Source organism: Streptomyces altiplanensis, assembly GCF_053591575.1.
Window position 1 is genome coordinate 94,977 of record NZ_JBSFUB010000005.1, and the last position, 14,185, is coordinate 109,161.

The 14,185-nt window shown below is 72.3% G+C and carries 11 protein-coding genes; 8 read left to right on the top strand and 3 right to left on the bottom strand.

Translation table 11 applies throughout. The features are described from left to right. Positions 1-19 precede the first annotated feature (19 nt). From lpdA to ACWD0Y_RS03710, 5 genes are all read left to right on the top strand, one after another. A complete protein-coding gene (gene lpdA / locus ACWD0Y_RS03690) occupies positions 20-1,408 on the top strand; it encodes a dihydrolipoyl dehydrogenase (protein WP_176710108.1) in 1,389 nt (462 codons plus the stop codon). Positions 1,409-1,462: 54 nt separating this feature from the next. Then, complete coding sequence (gene sucB, locus ACWD0Y_RS03695) at positions 1,463-3,283, top strand: 2-oxoglutarate dehydrogenase, E2 component, dihydrolipoamide succinyltransferase (protein WP_450258838.1); 1,821 nt, start codon at positions 1,463-1,465, stop codon at positions 3,281-3,283. A 98-nt stretch (positions 3,284-3,381) separates the two neighbouring features. Beyond that, complete coding sequence (locus ACWD0Y_RS03700; RefSeq protein WP_450258839.1) at positions 3,382-4,005, top strand: GntR family transcriptional regulator; 624 nt, start codon at positions 3,382-3,384, stop codon at positions 4,003-4,005. A 293-nt stretch (positions 4,006-4,298) separates the two neighbouring features. Beyond that, complete coding sequence (gene aceE / locus ACWD0Y_RS03705) at positions 4,299-6,968, top strand: pyruvate dehydrogenase (acetyl-transferring), homodimeric type (protein WP_450258840.1); 2,670 nt, start codon at positions 4,299-4,301, stop codon at positions 6,966-6,968. A gap of 74 nt (positions 6,969-7,042) precedes the next feature. Then, the gene (locus ACWD0Y_RS03710) at positions 7,043-8,011 is read left to right on the top strand and encodes a helix-turn-helix transcriptional regulator (RefSeq protein WP_450258841.1); all 969 of its coding nucleotides are present in this window, start codon (positions 7,043-7,045) and stop codon (positions 8,009-8,011) included. Positions 8,012-8,014: 3 nt separating this feature from the next. Here ACWD0Y_RS03710 and ACWD0Y_RS03715 read toward each other — a convergent pair whose 3' ends face one another. After that, complete coding sequence (locus ACWD0Y_RS03715; protein WP_450258842.1) at positions 8,015-8,950, bottom strand: SDR family oxidoreductase; 936 nt, start codon at positions 8,948-8,950, stop codon at positions 8,015-8,017. A gap of 181 nt (positions 8,951-9,131) precedes the next feature. Between ACWD0Y_RS03715 and ACWD0Y_RS03720 the strand changes: the two genes are divergently transcribed. Next, positions 9,132-9,656 carry a DUF4240 domain-containing protein gene (locus ACWD0Y_RS03720; protein ID WP_450258896.1) on the top strand — a complete coding sequence of 175 codons (525 nt, stop codon included), beginning with the start codon at positions 9,132-9,134 and terminating at the stop codon, positions 9,654-9,656. Positions 9,657-9,660: 4 nt separating this feature from the next. Here the strand turns inward: ACWD0Y_RS03720 and ACWD0Y_RS03725 are convergent, their stop codons facing one another. Together ACWD0Y_RS03725 and ACWD0Y_RS03730 are read right to left on the bottom strand one after the other, a co-directional pair. Further along, the gene (locus ACWD0Y_RS03725; protein ID WP_450258843.1) at positions 9,661-10,818 is read right to left on the bottom strand and encodes a PP2C family protein-serine/threonine phosphatase; all 1,158 of its coding nucleotides are present in this window, start codon (positions 10,816-10,818) and stop codon (positions 9,661-9,663) included. Between the two features lie 116 nt (positions 10,819-10,934). Next, entirely contained in the window at positions 10,935-11,456 is a 522-nt protein-coding gene (locus ACWD0Y_RS03730; protein WP_450258844.1) for an N-acetyltransferase family protein, read from the bottom strand. 47 nt (positions 11,457-11,503) lie between these two features. Between ACWD0Y_RS03730 and ACWD0Y_RS03735 the strand changes: the two genes are divergently transcribed. After that, positions 11,504-12,418, top strand: coding sequence for a TIGR01777 family oxidoreductase (locus ACWD0Y_RS03735; RefSeq protein ID WP_450258845.1), 915 nt, complete (start codon positions 11,504-11,506; stop codon positions 12,416-12,418). Between the two features lie 194 nt (positions 12,419-12,612). Further along, on the top strand, positions 12,613-13,917 hold the full coding sequence (locus ACWD0Y_RS03740) for an NAD(P)/FAD-dependent oxidoreductase (protein ID WP_450258846.1): 1,305 nt from the start codon (positions 12,613-12,615) through the stop codon (positions 13,915-13,917). The last annotated feature ends 268 nt before the right edge of the window (positions 13,918-14,185 follow it).

Below are 14,185 nucleotides of genomic sequence, written 5' to 3' on the forward strand. Positions count from 1 at the left end.
CATGCATGGAGGACGTGACGTGGCGAACGACGCCAGCACCGTTTTCGACCTAGTGATCCTCGGCGGTGGTAGCGGCGGTTACGCCGCGGCCCTGCGCGGAGCGCAGCTGGGCCTGGACGTCGCCCTGATCGAGAAGAACAAGCTCGGCGGCACCTGCCTGCACAACGGCTGCATTCCCACGAAGGCCCTGCTGCACGCGGGCGAGATCGCCGACCAGGCGCGCGAGTCCGAGCAGTTCGGCATCAAGGCGACCTTCGACGGCATCGACATGGCGGGCGTCCACAAGTACAAGGACGACGTGATCTCGGGCCTGTACAAGGGCCTCCAGGGCCTGGTCGCCTCGCGCAAGGTGACGTACATCGAGGGCGAGGGCCGACTGTCCTCCCCGACGTCCGTCGACGTCAACGGCCAGCGCATCCAGGGCCGTCACGTCCTGCTGGCGACCGGCTCCGTGCCGAAGTCGCTGCCGGGGCTGGAGATCGACGGCGACCGCATCATCTCCTCGGACCACGCGCTGACGCTGGACCGGGTCCCGAAGTCCGCGATCGTGCTCGGCGGCGGCGTCATCGGCGTCGAGTTCGCCTCCGCTTGGAAGTCCTTCGGCACCGACGTCACCATCGTCGAGGGCCTCAAGCACCTCGTGCCGGTCGAGGACGAGAACAGCTCGAAGCTGCTGGAGCGCGCGTTCCGCAAGCGCGGCATCAACTTCTCGCTGGGCGCCTTCTTCGAGAAGGCCGAGTACACGAACGACGGCGTCAAGGTCACCCTCGCCAACGGCAAGGAGTTCGAGGCCGAGCTGCTGCTCGTCGCGATCGGCCGCGGCCCCGTGTCGCAGGGACTCGGTTACGAGGAGCAGGGCGTCGCGATGGACCGCGGCTACGTCCTGGTCGACGAGTACATGCAGACCAACGTCCCGACGATCTCCGCCGTCGGTGACCTCGTCCCGACCCTCCAGCTCGCGCACGTCGGCTTCGCCGAGGGCATGCTGGTCGCGGAGCGGCTGGCCGGTCTCAAGACCGTCCCGATCGACTACGACGGTGTGCCGCGCGTGACGTACTGCCACCCCGAGGTCGCTTCCGTCGGTATCACCGAGGCCAAGGCCAAGGAGGTCTACGGCGCGGACAAGGTCGTCGCTCTGAAGTACAACCTCGCGGGCAACGGCAGGAGCAAGATCCTGAAGACCGCGGGCGAGATCAAGCTCGTCCAGGTCAAGGACGGTGCCGTGGTCGGCGTCCACATGGTCGGTGACCGTATGGGCGAGCAGGTCGGCGAGGCTCAGCTGATCTACAACTGGGAAGCCCTGCCGGCCGAGGTCGCGCAGCTCATCCACGCCCACCCGACGCAGAACGAGGCGATGGGCGAGGCCCACCTGGCCCTGGCCGGCAAGCCTCTGCACTCCCACGACTGATCCAGTCCGGGCGCGACGACCACTTCCGCAATTTTGTAAGGAGCAACAGAAACCATGTCGGTTTCCGTAACCCTTCCGGCGCTCGGCGAGAGCGTCACCGAGGGCACTGTCACCCGTTGGCTGAAGGCCGAGGGCGAGCGCGTCGAGGCTGACGAGCCGTTGCTCGAGGTCTCGACCGACAAGGTCGACACCGAGATCCCCTCCCCCGCCGCCGGCATCCTCGCGTCCATCAAGGTCGCCGAGGACGAGACGGTGGAGGTCGGCGCAGAGCTGGCCGTCATCGACGACGGCACGGGTGCGCCCGCCGAGGCACCCGCCCCGGCCGCAGCCGAGGCGCCCGCCGAGGCACCGGCTCCGGCCGCCGCAGAGCCCGAGGCCGCTCCGGCGCCCGCAGCCGAGGCCCCGGCCCCGGCTGCCGCACCGGCCGGTGGCGCCTCCGGTACCGACGTCGTGCTGCCCGCACTGGGCGAGTCGGTCACCGAGGGCACCGTCACCCGCTGGCTGAAGGAGGTCGGCGAGGAGGTCGCGGAGGACGAGCCGCTGCTCGAGGTCTCGACCGACAAGGTCGACACCGAGATCCCCTCCCCCGCCGCGGGCACGCTGCTGGAGATCCTGGTCGGCGAGGACGAGACCGCCGAGGTCGGCGCGAAGCTCGCCGTCATCGGCGACAAGGGCGCGGCACCGGCCGCCGCCCCGGCCCAGGAGGCTCCGGCCCCCGCCGCCGCCCCGGCTCCCGAGCCCGCCGCCGCCCCGGCTCCCGAGCCGGCCGCCGCCCCGGCACCGGCCCCCGCGCCGGCTCCGGCCGAGGCCGCTGTCGAGGCTCCGGCCCCGGCCCAGCCCGCGCCCGCCGCCGCCCCGGCTCCCGCCGCTCCGGCTCCGGCTCCGGCCGCCGCTCCGGCCGCTCCCGCCCCCGCCGCCCCTGCTTCGGGCGACGCGGACGGTGCGTACGTGACCCCGCTGGTCCGTAAGCTCGCCGCCGAGAACGGCGTCGACCTGGGCTCGGTCAAGGGCACCGGCGTCGGTGGCCGTATCCGCAAGCAGGACGTCGTGGCCGCAGCGGAGGCCGCCAAGGCCGCCGCCGCTGCCCCGGCTCCGGCCGCTGCCGCCGCTCCGGCGGCCGCTTCCAAGGCTCCGGCCCTGGAGGCGTCCCCGCTGCGCGGCCAGACGGTCAAGATGACCCGCATGCGCAAGGTCATCGGCGACAACATGATGAAGGCCCTGCACACGCAGGCCCAGCTGACCTCGGTCGTCGAGGTCGACATCACGAAGCTGATGAAGCTGCGCAACAAGGCGAAGGACGCGTTCGCCGCCCGCGAGGGCGTCAAGCTGTCCCCGATGCCGTTCTTCGTCAAGGCCGCGGCCCAGGCGCTGAAGGCCTACCCGGTCGTCAACGCCCGGATCAACGAGGACGAGGGCACGATCACCTACTTCGACACCGAGAACATCGGTATCGCGGTGGACGCCGAGAAGGGTCTGATGACCCCGGTCATCAAGGGGGCGGGCGACCTCAACCTCGCCGGCATCTCCAAGAAGACCGCCGAGCTGGCCGGCAAGGCCCGCTCCGGCAAGATCAGCCCGGACGAGATGTCCGGCGCGACCTTCACGATCAGCAACACCGGTTCGCGCGGTGCGCTGTTCGACACGGTCATCGTGCCGCCGAACCAGGTCGCCATCCTGGGCATCGGTGCCACCGTCAAGCGCCCGGTGGTCATCAACCACCCGGACCTCGGCGAGACCATCGCGATCCGTGACATGACCTACCTGGCCCTCTCCTACGACCACCGCCTGGTGGACGGCGCCGACGCGGCCCGTTACCTGACGGCCGTCAAGGCGATCCTGGAGGCCGGCGAGTTCGAGGTCGAGCTCGGCCTGTAACGCTCGTCTCACCAGCGTCCGCGCCCCCGTCCGGAGTCATCCGGGCGGGGGCGCCGCCGTATGGTCTAGAGACCGAACACGGCTTGAAGGAGCGCTTCATGACCCCGCCCGTCGTCCACTCGCTGCGCGAGCAGATCCGCGAGCACATTGTGGAGGGGATCGTCAGCGGGCGCTGGAAGCCGGGCGAGCGCATCGTGGAGCGCCGGATCGCCACCGAGCTGGAGGTCAGCCAGACGCCGGTGCGGGAGGCCCTGCGCGAGCTGGAGTCGCTGCGCCTGATCGAGTCCGCGCCCAACAAGGGCGTACGGGTCCGGAACCTCACGGCGGCCGACCTGGAGGAGAGCTACCCCGTACGGGCCGGTCTGGAGCAGATCGCCGCCGAACTCGCGGCGTCCGCCCTGGCGGAGGACTGCTCGGCCCTGGAGCCGCACGTGGCGGCCCTGTACGAGGCGGACCGCACGGCGGACGGGACGGCGCAGGTGCGCCACACCGTCGCCTTCCACCGGGAGCTGGTGCGCGCGGCCCGCAACAGCGTCCTGCTGCACACCTGGGAGGGCCTGGGCATCGAGGTCTTCACCGCGCTGTCCATCCGCTGGCTGGGTACGGTCCAGAAGTCGTACGCGGAGGAGCACGAAGCCCTGGTGCAGGCCTTCCGCCGCCGCGACCCCGCCATCGGCACCCTGGTCAAGGCCCACGTCCTGGGCTGCGCCCCGCGCGCGTAACGCGTACCGCCGCGCGGGGCGGGCGGGGGAGCGCCGCAGGCGCCCGGCCCCGCACCACCCACCGGTCCGCGCCCGAAATGCCACATACGCCCAGGCACCGCGTGCCCCGTTTCGCGGCACGGAATGCCAATTTCATTGTATGGAGAAGTTTTTTCGCCCCAGGCTTTGATCGATCATCGATCAGAGACTTACAGTCGACGACGGGTCCATCCGACCCGTGCTCCACCGCCCTGTCCTGCCAGACAAGGCCCCCCTTTTTTCTGCACCCCCCTCCTGTCCGGAAGGCGGCCATCGTGACCGACCCCGTAGGCATTTCTCCGAGCGAGCTCGACCAGCTCCCGGACCGTGACACCGAAGAGACCGCCGAATGGGCGGCCTCTCTCGACGCCGTCACCAAGGCCGCAGGCCCCCACCGGGCCGCGTATCTGATGCGCCGCACGCTCCAGCACGCCGAAGGCGCCGGCATCGCGCTGCCGAAGCTGCTGGAGACGGACTACGTCAACACCATCCCGACCTCCGCCGAGCCCGCCTTCGACGGCGACGAGGCGATGGAGTCCCGCATCACCGCCTGGAACCGCTGGAACGCGGCCGCCATGGTGACCCGCGGCTCGCGCTTCGGCGTCGGCGGCCACATCGCCACCTTCGCCTCCGCCGCATGGCTGTACGAGACCGGCTTCAACCACTTCTTCCGCGGCAAGGAGGGGGACGGCTCCGGCGACCAGCTCTACATCCAGGGCCACGCCTCCCCCGGCATCTACGCCCGCGCCTTCCTCGACGGCCGCCTGAGCGAGGACCAGCTCGACCGCTTCCGCCAGGAGGCCGGCGGCGACGGACTGCCGTCGTACCCGCACCCGCGGCGCCTGCCCTGGCTGTGGGAGTTCCCGACCGTGTCGATGGGCCTCGGCCCGCTCTCCGCGATCTACCAGGCGCGCTTCAACCGCTACCTCACCAACCGCAACATCAAGGACACCTCCAACTCCCACGTGTGGGCGTTCCTCGGTGACGGCGAGATGGACGAGCCCGAGGCGACCACCGCGATCACCCTCGCCGCCCGCGAGCAGCTCGACAACCTGACCTTCGTCATCAACTGCAACCTCCAGCGCCTCGACGGCCCGGTCCGCGCCAACTTCCGTGTGGTGCAGGAGCTGGAGGCCCAGTTCCGCGGCGCCGGCTGGAACGTCGTCAAGACGCTGTGGGGCTCCGCCTGGGACGAGCTCTTCCAGCTCGACACCCAGGGCGCGCTGCTGCGCCGCCTGCGCGAGGTGCCGGACGCCCAGTTCCAGACGTACGCGACCCGCGACGTCGCCTACATCCGCGAGCACTTCTTCGGCGCCGAGCCGGCGCTGGCCGAGCTCGGGAAGCTGCTGACCGACGCGAAGATCGCCGAGTGCTTCTTCACCTCGCGCGGCGGCCACGAGGCCCGCAAGGTCTACGCGGCGTACAAGGCGGCCATCGAGTTCAAGGGCGCGCCGACCGTGATCCTCGCGCAGACGGTGAAGGGCTACACCCTCGGCCCGGGCTTCGAGTCCAAGAACGCCAACCACCAGATGAAGAAGCTGTCCGGCAAGGAGTTCCGCGCCATGCGGGACCTGCTGGAGCTGCCGATCCCGGACGCCAAGCTGGACGAGGAGCTCGTACCGTACGGGCACCCGGGCGCCGACTCGCCCGAGGTCCGCTACCTCCAGGAGCGCCGCGCCGCCCTCGGCGGCCCCGCCCCGGCCCGCCGGGTGCACGCGGTGGCCCTGCCCGAGCCCGCCGACCGCGCCTTCAGCGCCCTCCTCAAGGGGTCGGGCAAGCAGGAGATGGCCACCACCATGGCCTTCGTACGCCTGGCGAAGGAGCTGATGCGGGACAAGGAGACCGGCAAGCGCTGGGTGCCGATCGTCCCCGACGAGGCGCGCACGTTCGGCATGGAGTCGCTGTTCCCGTCGGCCGGCATCTACTCGCCGCTCGGCCAGACGTACGAGCCGGTCGACCGCGACCAGCTCATGTACTACAAGGAAGCCAAGGACGGCCAGATCCTCAACGAGGGGATCACCGAGGCCGGCGCGATGGCCGACTTCATCGCCGCCTCGACGTCGTACGCGACGCACGGCGAGCCGATGATCCCGTTCTACATCTTCTACTCGATGTTCGGCTGGCAGCGCACCGCCGACCAGATGTGGCAGCTCGGCGACCAGCTCGGCCGCGGCTTCATCGTGGGCGCGACGGCCGGCCGTACGACCCTGACGGGTGAGGGCCTCCAGCACGCGGACGGCCACTCGCACCTGATCGCGTCCACCAACCCGGCGTCGCTCAACTACGACCCGGCGTTCGCGTACGAGATCGCCGTCATCGTCAAGGACGGTCTGCGGAGGATGTACGGCCCCGAGGCCGAGAACGTCTTCTACTACCTGACCGTCTACAACGAGCCGAAGCCGCAGCCCGCGATGCCGGAAGGCGTCGAGGAGGGCATCATCAAGGGCCTCTACCGCTTCAAGGAGGCGGCGGGCGCCACCGCCGAGACCCCGCGCATCCAGCTGCTCGGCTCCGGTACGGCGATCCACTGGGCCCTGGAGGCGCAGGAACTCCTCGCCGCCGACTGGGGTGTCGCGGCCGACGTCTGGTCCGCCACCTCGTGGGGCGAGCTGCGGCGCGACGCGCTGGAGTGCGACGAGGCGCTGCTGCGCGGCGAGGTGCGCACGCCGTACGTCACCCGCGCGCTCGAAGGCGCGCCGGGTCCCGTCCTCGCGGTGAGCGACTGGATGCGTCAGGTCCCCGACCAGATCAGCCAGTGGGTCGAGCAGGACTACTCCTCGCTCGGTACGGACGGCTTCGGCCTCTCCGACACCCGCGAGGCGGCCCGCCGTCACTTCGGCGTCGACGCCCAGTCGATCGTGGTCGCGGCGCTCGCCCAGCTCGCCCGCCGGGGCGAGGTCAAGGCGGAGGCGGTGGCCGAGGCCCGTCAGCGGTACGGCCTGTAGGGGCTGCCGATCAGGGCCGCTCACCGGGGCGCTGATCAGGACCGCTTGTCAGAGGCGGCGTGCATGATGACGTCATGCGCGCTGCCCGCCTGATCAAGATGGTGCTCCTGCTCCAGTCCCGCCCCTCCATGACCGCGGCCGAGCTGGCCCGTGAGCTGGAGGTCTCCGAGCGGACCGTCACACGGGACGCGCAAGCGCTGTCGGAGGCGGGCGTTCCGGTGTACGCCGACCGGGGCCGGAGCGGGGGCTACCGGCTGATCGGCGGGTACCGCACCCGGCTGACCGGGCTGGCCCGCAGCGAGGCCGAGGCGCTGTTCCTGTCCGGACTGCCGGGCGCGCTGCGGGAGATGGGGCTCGACGACGCCGCGTCGGCCGCGCGGCTGAAGGTGTCGGCGGCGCTGCTCCCCTCGCTGCGGGACGCTTCCGACACGGCCGCGCAACGGTTCCACCTCGACGCGCCCGGCTGGTACCAGGAGCCGAAGACGCCCGAGCTGCTGCCGGCGATCGCGGAGGCCGTCTGGGACGACCGGATGGTCACCGGCCGCTACCGGCGCCGCCAGGGTTCTGAGGCGGAGCGGGAACTGGCCCCGTACGGCCTCGTGCTCAAGGCCGGGGTCTGGTACCTGTGCGCCCGCGCGGACGGTGACTTCCGGGTGTACCGGATCGACCGCTTCACCGCGGTGGCCGTGTCCGAGGAGCATTTCGTACGGGACGAGGGCTTCGTGCTCCCGGAGTTCTGGGAGGAGCGGGCGGCCGATTTCGCCCGCTCGATCCTGCGTGCCGAGGTGGTGGTGCGGCTGTCGGAGGCGGGCGTGCGGCAGTTGCCGTACGCGATGGACCGCGCCGCGGCCCGCGAGGCGCTGGACGCGGCGGGGCCGCCCGACGAGCAGGGCCGGATCACCGTGACCCTGCTCGTCGAGTCCCCCGAAGTGGCGCACGGCCAGCTCCTGCCGCTGGGCCCCGAGGTGGAGGTGCTGGAACCGGGTGAGCTGCGCGACCTGTTCGCGGAGACCGCGAGGCGGATGCGGGAGCTCTACGCATAGGCGCTACCGGTAGTCGTCCACCGGGGCGTCCTTGTCACCCCAGACGACCTCCTTGAAGTAGAGCCAGGCGTCCGGCCGGGAACCGTCCGCGTCGGTGAAGCCGTACTCCTTGGCGAGCTGTCCGCTGGACAGCGACCGGCCGTTCCAGCGCCGCTTGCCGGGGTCGGCGGCCAGCGCCGCCACCGCGCGCCCCACGAGGACCGGGGACTCGGCGATCGCGAACTCCGGGACCTTCTCGACGGCGTCCCGCCAGGTGTCCTCGGTGACGCCCAGCGCGTCGAGCATCTGCTCGGAGCGCAGGAAGCCGGGGGTGAGGGAGACCGCCGTGCCGTCGAAGTCCTTCAGGTCCTCGGCGAGACAGAACGCCATCCGGATCGGGGCGTTCTTGGTGAGGTCGTAGTAGAAGTTCTCGCGGTAGCGCCGGTTGGACTCCGCGGTGCCGTCGGTGACCTCGACGACCAGGCCGCCGGGGTTCCGCACCAGCAGCGGCAGGGCGAGGCTGCTGGTGATGATGTGGCTGCGGACGCCGAGTTCGAGCATCCGCATGCCCTTGTCGAGGTCGTACTCCCACATCCTGGGCTTGTCCTCGAGGACCTCCCCCACCAGGTGCTCGCCGCCCCAGACGTCGTTGACCAGGATGTCCAGCCGTCCGTGGTCCCGGTCGATGCGCTCCACCAGGGCTCGCACCCGGTCGCGTTCCAGATGGTCGGTGGGTACGGCGATCCCGGTGCCACCCGCCGCGGTGACGAGTTCCGCGGTCTCCTCGATGGTCTCGCCGGGCCGTCCGACCTCGCTGACCTTCTCGCGGGTGGTGCGCCCGGTCACGTACACCGTCGCTCCCGCCGCCCCCAGTTGCACGGCGATCGCCCGCCCCGCGCCCCGGGTCGCCCCGGCCACCAGCGCGATCCTGCCGGTGAGGGGTGCGTCGTGCTCGCTCATGTCCGCTCCTTCGGTACCGCTGTCCGTGGCTCTTCGTCCCGTACGCGGCTCCACACTGACAGCGAAAGCCGACACCTCCTGTCCTGATTACTCCTCTCGACGTGTGTCCGGTAACGACACAGCCGCATCCGGGGGACAGGGCGTGCGCGGGCCCGGGTCCAGGGCCGATGCTTGTCCCGTGATGGACGAGACGGAATTCTGGGAGATCATCGACACCACCCGCGAGGCCGCCGAGGGCGACCCCGAGGACCACGCCGACCTGCTGGTCGAGCAGTTGCTCCAGCGGGACCCCGATTCCGTGCTCGACTTCGCCAGACACTTCGAGGCCCGCTACAACCGCGCGTACCGCTGGGACCTGTGGGGCGCGGCGACCGTACTGCTCGGCGGTGCGAGCGACGACGCCTTCGACTACTTCCGCTGCTGGCTGATCGGCCAGGGCCGGGAGGTCTTCGAGGGGGCGCTGCACGATCCGGACAACCTGGCCGACCTCCTCGACGAGTTCGACGAGGAGGTCGACGGGGACGGCGAGGAGCTGGGGTACGCGGCGGACGAGGCGTACGAGCAGCTCACCGGCGCGGTCGCACCGGGCCTGGGGGTCCCGGCGCAGGCGCCGGAGCCGGAGGGCGCACCGTTCGACTTCGAGGACGACGCGGCCCTGGCCGACCGCTACCCCCGGCTGTGGGAACGGTTCGGCAGGTACCGGTGAGAAGCTAACGGCCGTCGGGGGACGACGCGGCTGCCGGCTCCCGCCCGGCGGCGCCCCCGGGCTCCAGCGCGAGCAGGGCCACGTCGTCGTGCACGTTCTCCACCTTGCCCACGTAGCGCACCAGGTCCCTGTGCACGGCCTCGTTGAGGGCCAGCAGGTCCTCCTCCGGTACGGAGGCGGCCAGCGCGGGCAGCCGCCGCGCGAGCGGGAAGAAGGCACCCGAGGTGTCGCGCGCCTCCGTCACCCCGTCCGTGTGGGCGAGGATCCGGTCCCCGGGCTCCAGCGGCACGCAGACCACCGGGGCCGAGGCCGCCCCGGCCAGACCGAGGCCCAGCGGCGGCGCCGGGTCCACCCGGATCTCGTGCGCCGCCCCGTCCCGCAGCAGCAGCGGCGGCGGATGGCCGCAGCTGACCACCCGTACGACGGCTTCTCCGTCGGGGAACTCCAGCACGACCGCGGTGGCGAAGAGCTCCGCGTGTTCCACGACGGTGGAGTCCACGACCAGCCGCCTGTCCAGCCGCGCCGCCACCCCCGCGAGGTCCTCCTCGTCCAGTACGGCTTCGCGGAAGGCGCCCAGCAGCGCGGCGACCGTGGAGACCGCTTCCAGCCCGTGTCCCCGCACGTCGGCCACCAGGGCCCGTACGCAGCAGGGCCCTTCGCGCACGTCGTACAGGTCGCCGCCCACCAGCGTCCCGCGCTGCGCGGCCCGGTACAGCCCCGCGCACCGCACCCGGCCCACGGCGGCGGGCAGCGGCGGCAGTACGGCGAGCTGGGCGGCCTCGGCCACCGTGCGGACCGTCACCAGCTGCTGGTCGCGGCGGGTGCGCACGGTGGCGATGACCACGCTGAGCACGACGACGACCACCAGCGCGAGCAGGTCCGGGGTCTCGACGTCCCAGATCCGGCGGCCGTACGGCAGGCTCAGCGTCACCAGGGTGAGACAGCCGAGCACCGCGACGCTCACCGGGCCGTAGGCGAGCGCCGCGACCGGCGTCACGGCGACGACGAAGTAGCCCAGCTGGAGGGTCTCGGGGGTGATGACCTGGGCGAAGGTGAGGAGCGCGAGGATCACCGCGGGCAGGGCCCTCAGCCAGCGCGGCTGCGGCGTTCCGCGCAGCCCGCCGGAGGTCTCTTCTGCGCCTCTGGCCCGGACCGAACTCATCGGACGAAGAGACCGCGGCCGGTCGCGCGGGTCGCTGACGAGGCAACTGGAGTGGGCGGCATCCGGAACTCCTTCATACCTCTCCCACTATGGCTCAGGCGGTCACCGCACGCCTGTCAGCGCACGTCCGTCAGCGCGCGCCCCATGAACACGTCGTCGACGTACTCCCCCCGCAGGCGGAACTCGCCCGGCAGCACGCCCTCGACGGCGAATCCCTCGGCCTCGTACAGCGCCCGCGCGGGCGCGTTGTGGCCGAGCACCCGCAGCGTCATCCGCACGGCGCCCTGGCGCCGCGCCGCGTCGAGGGACGCGCGCAGCAGCGCGCGCCCGGTCCCGCGGCCCCGTGCCCGCTCCGCCACGGCCAGGCCTTGGATCTGCCGGACGTGCGCGTTGGAGGCGAGCGGGGTGGGCGGGACCGTCCGGATGTATCCGACGATCACGCCGTCCGCCTCGGCCACCAGGATGTCCTCGGGCCGGTCGCTCCCGTCGAAGAAGGGACCGTACGGCGGCTGCGGCCTCGGCTGCACGGAGTGCACCGGCGACCAGGTCTCCCGGTCGAGCGCGGCCAGTTCCTTGTCGTCGGCCCGCGTGGCGGGACGTATGGCGGGCCGGAAGTGCGCGATGCGGGGCTCTGGCATGGCTGTCACTGTGCCATGCGGACCGTCCGGGCCCGGACGGGGGCAGGATGGGCGGCATGCGGATTGCGGTCACCGGCTCGTCCGGTCTCATCGGTACGGCGCTCGTGCGCTCACTGCGCGCGGACGGACACGAGGTCGCCCGCCTGGTGCGGCGCGCGGCGCGGAGCGCGGAGGAGGTGACGTGGGACCCGGAGCGGCAGTACGTCGACGCCGACGGGCTCGCCGGGTGCGAGGCGGTCGTCCATCTCGCCGGGGCGGGCATCGGCGACCACCGCTGGAGCGCGGCGTACAAGAAGGAGATCCGCGACAGCAGGGTCCTCGGTACGGCCGCGATCGCCGAGGCCGTCGCCTCCCTGGACGTGCCGCCGAAGGTTCTGGTGAGCGGTTCCGCGATCGGCTTCTACGGGGACACCGGGGACCGCGCGGTCGACGAGGACGCGCCGCCCGGTGACGGTTTCCTGCCGTCCGTGTGTGTGGAGTGGGAGGAGGCCGCCGCTCCGGCGCAGGAGGCGGGCGTACGGACGGTCTTCGCCCGCACCGGACTCGTGGTCGCACGCGAGGGCGGCGCCTGGGGAAGGCTCTTCCCCCTGTTCAGGGCGGGGCTCGGCGGGCGGCTGGGGTCGGGACGCCAGTACTGGAGCTTCATCGCGATGCACGACCAGATCGCGGCGCTGCGTCATCTGATCGACACCGGGTCGCTCTCGGGTCCCGTGAACCTCACGGCGCCGCGGCCGGTCACCAACCGGGAGGTCACGGAGGCGATGGGGCGGGTGCTGAAACGGCCGACGCCGTTCGCCGTGCCGGCGCCGGCGCTGCGGCTCGCGCTGGGCGAGCTCTCCGTGGACGTGCTGGGAAGCCAGCGGGCCCTGCCGCGGCGGCTGGAGGAGTCGGGCTTCTCGTTCGCGTTCCCGGAGATCGACGACGCGGTGCGGGCGGCGCTGCACCGGCCCGTGCCGCACTGACCGATTTTGATCACCCCTGTCCGATATGCGATCACTCCGCGACCATTGTGCTCCGGTTGTGCTCCAGTGCCCCGGTCGGTGCGCGACTGTGCCCTCCCACGTCCGCTTCTACGCTGCAACTCGAACTCGGGCATTCCGTGAACCTGTCGAGGGCATGAGTCCCCCCACAGTCACGCCGACCTCGGGGAGGGCACGTGCTCACCACCGCACACCACGCGGACGTCGTCATTGTGGGGGCCGGGGTCGCCGGGCTCTCCGCCGCCCAACAGCTGACCGGCGCCGGTGTGACGGTCGGCGTCCTGGAGGCGGCACCTCAGGTCGGCGGGCGGATGGCCACCGAGGAGGTCGACGGATTCCGGCTCGACCGCATCGGCCAGGTCCTCAGCACCGCGTACCCGGAACTGCTCCGCACACCGGGACTCGAAGGGCTCGCGCTGCGCACCTTCTCCCCCGGCGTCCTCGTGCACAGCGAAGGCCGCCACTACCGCGCCGGAGAGGCAGGGAGCGCGCGGGGCGCTCTCAGCGCGGCGCGCGCCCTGGCAAGCGCCCCGCGGCCCCCCTTCGGGGGCGCACTCGACCAGGCCCGCCTCGGCGCGGCGCTCGGGCGGTTCGCGGCCACCCCGGTGCGCCGCCTGACGGCCCGCCCCGAACGGACCGCCGCCGAGGCCCTGTCCGGGCGCGGACTGCCGCCCCGTACGGTCGACGGTTTCCTGCGCCCGCTGCTGTCGGCGCTGCTCAGCGACCCGGACCTCACCACCTCCAGCCGGTGCGCCGACCTCGCGCTGCGCGGCTTCGCGCGCGGCAGGCTGTGCGTACCGGAGGGCGGGGCATCCGCGCTGCCCGAGCTGCTGGCCGCCACGCTGCCGCCGGGAACCGTGCGTACGGGCGTACGGGTGACCGCGGCTTCCACCACCTCCGTCACCACCGAGGAGCACGGCACGTTCGGCTGCCGCTCCCTCCTGCTGGCCACCGGCGCCCGCGCCGCCGCCGGCCTGCTGCCCGGCCTGCGGGTGCCGCCCTTCCACCCGGTGACCGTCCTCCACCACGCCGCGCCCACGACCCCGCTGGCGGACCCGTCCCTGCTGCTGGACGCCGACCGCAGCGGCCCCGTCTCGCACACCGCCGTACTCAGCGAGGTCGACCCGTCGCGCGCGCCGCGCGGCCGCTCGCTGATCTCCTCGACGGTCCTGGGCACTCCCCCGCCGGACGCCGACCGCGTGGTGCGCGCCCACCTGGCCAGGCTCTACGGCGTCCCCACGGACGACTGGGAACTCCTCGCGGTCCACCACGACAGGGAAGCGGTCCCGGCCATGCCGGCGCCGCACGACCTGCGCCGCCCCGTACGGCTCCTCTCGGGTCTGTACGTCTGCGGCGACCACCGCGAAACGAGCACGGTGCAGGGCGCGCTCCACTCGGGCCGCCGGGCCGCGCAGGAGATCCTCCGCGACTTCGGCATCCAGCCCGGTTACGCGGCCGGGGATCTGCGCGAGGCCGCCTGAGCCCTCGTGCGTCCGGGCCGCAGCAGGGCGGGGCCTGCGGGGAACGGTCGGCCCCGGCCCCCCGCAGGCCCTCTTGCCACCGCACCACGGTCCCCCGCTCCCCCCGCCCCCCGCTCCCGCAGCGCCGGACGAACTGTTCACCCGGGACGAGGCGCTGAGTGCCGCTCAGGTGAGGCCCCATGTCGCGGGCCACCACCGCTGAGCGAGCCGGCAGAGCCCCGGGCGAGAGGAATCCGCACCCACCGGCGCGCGCCCCGCGGGGCTTGTT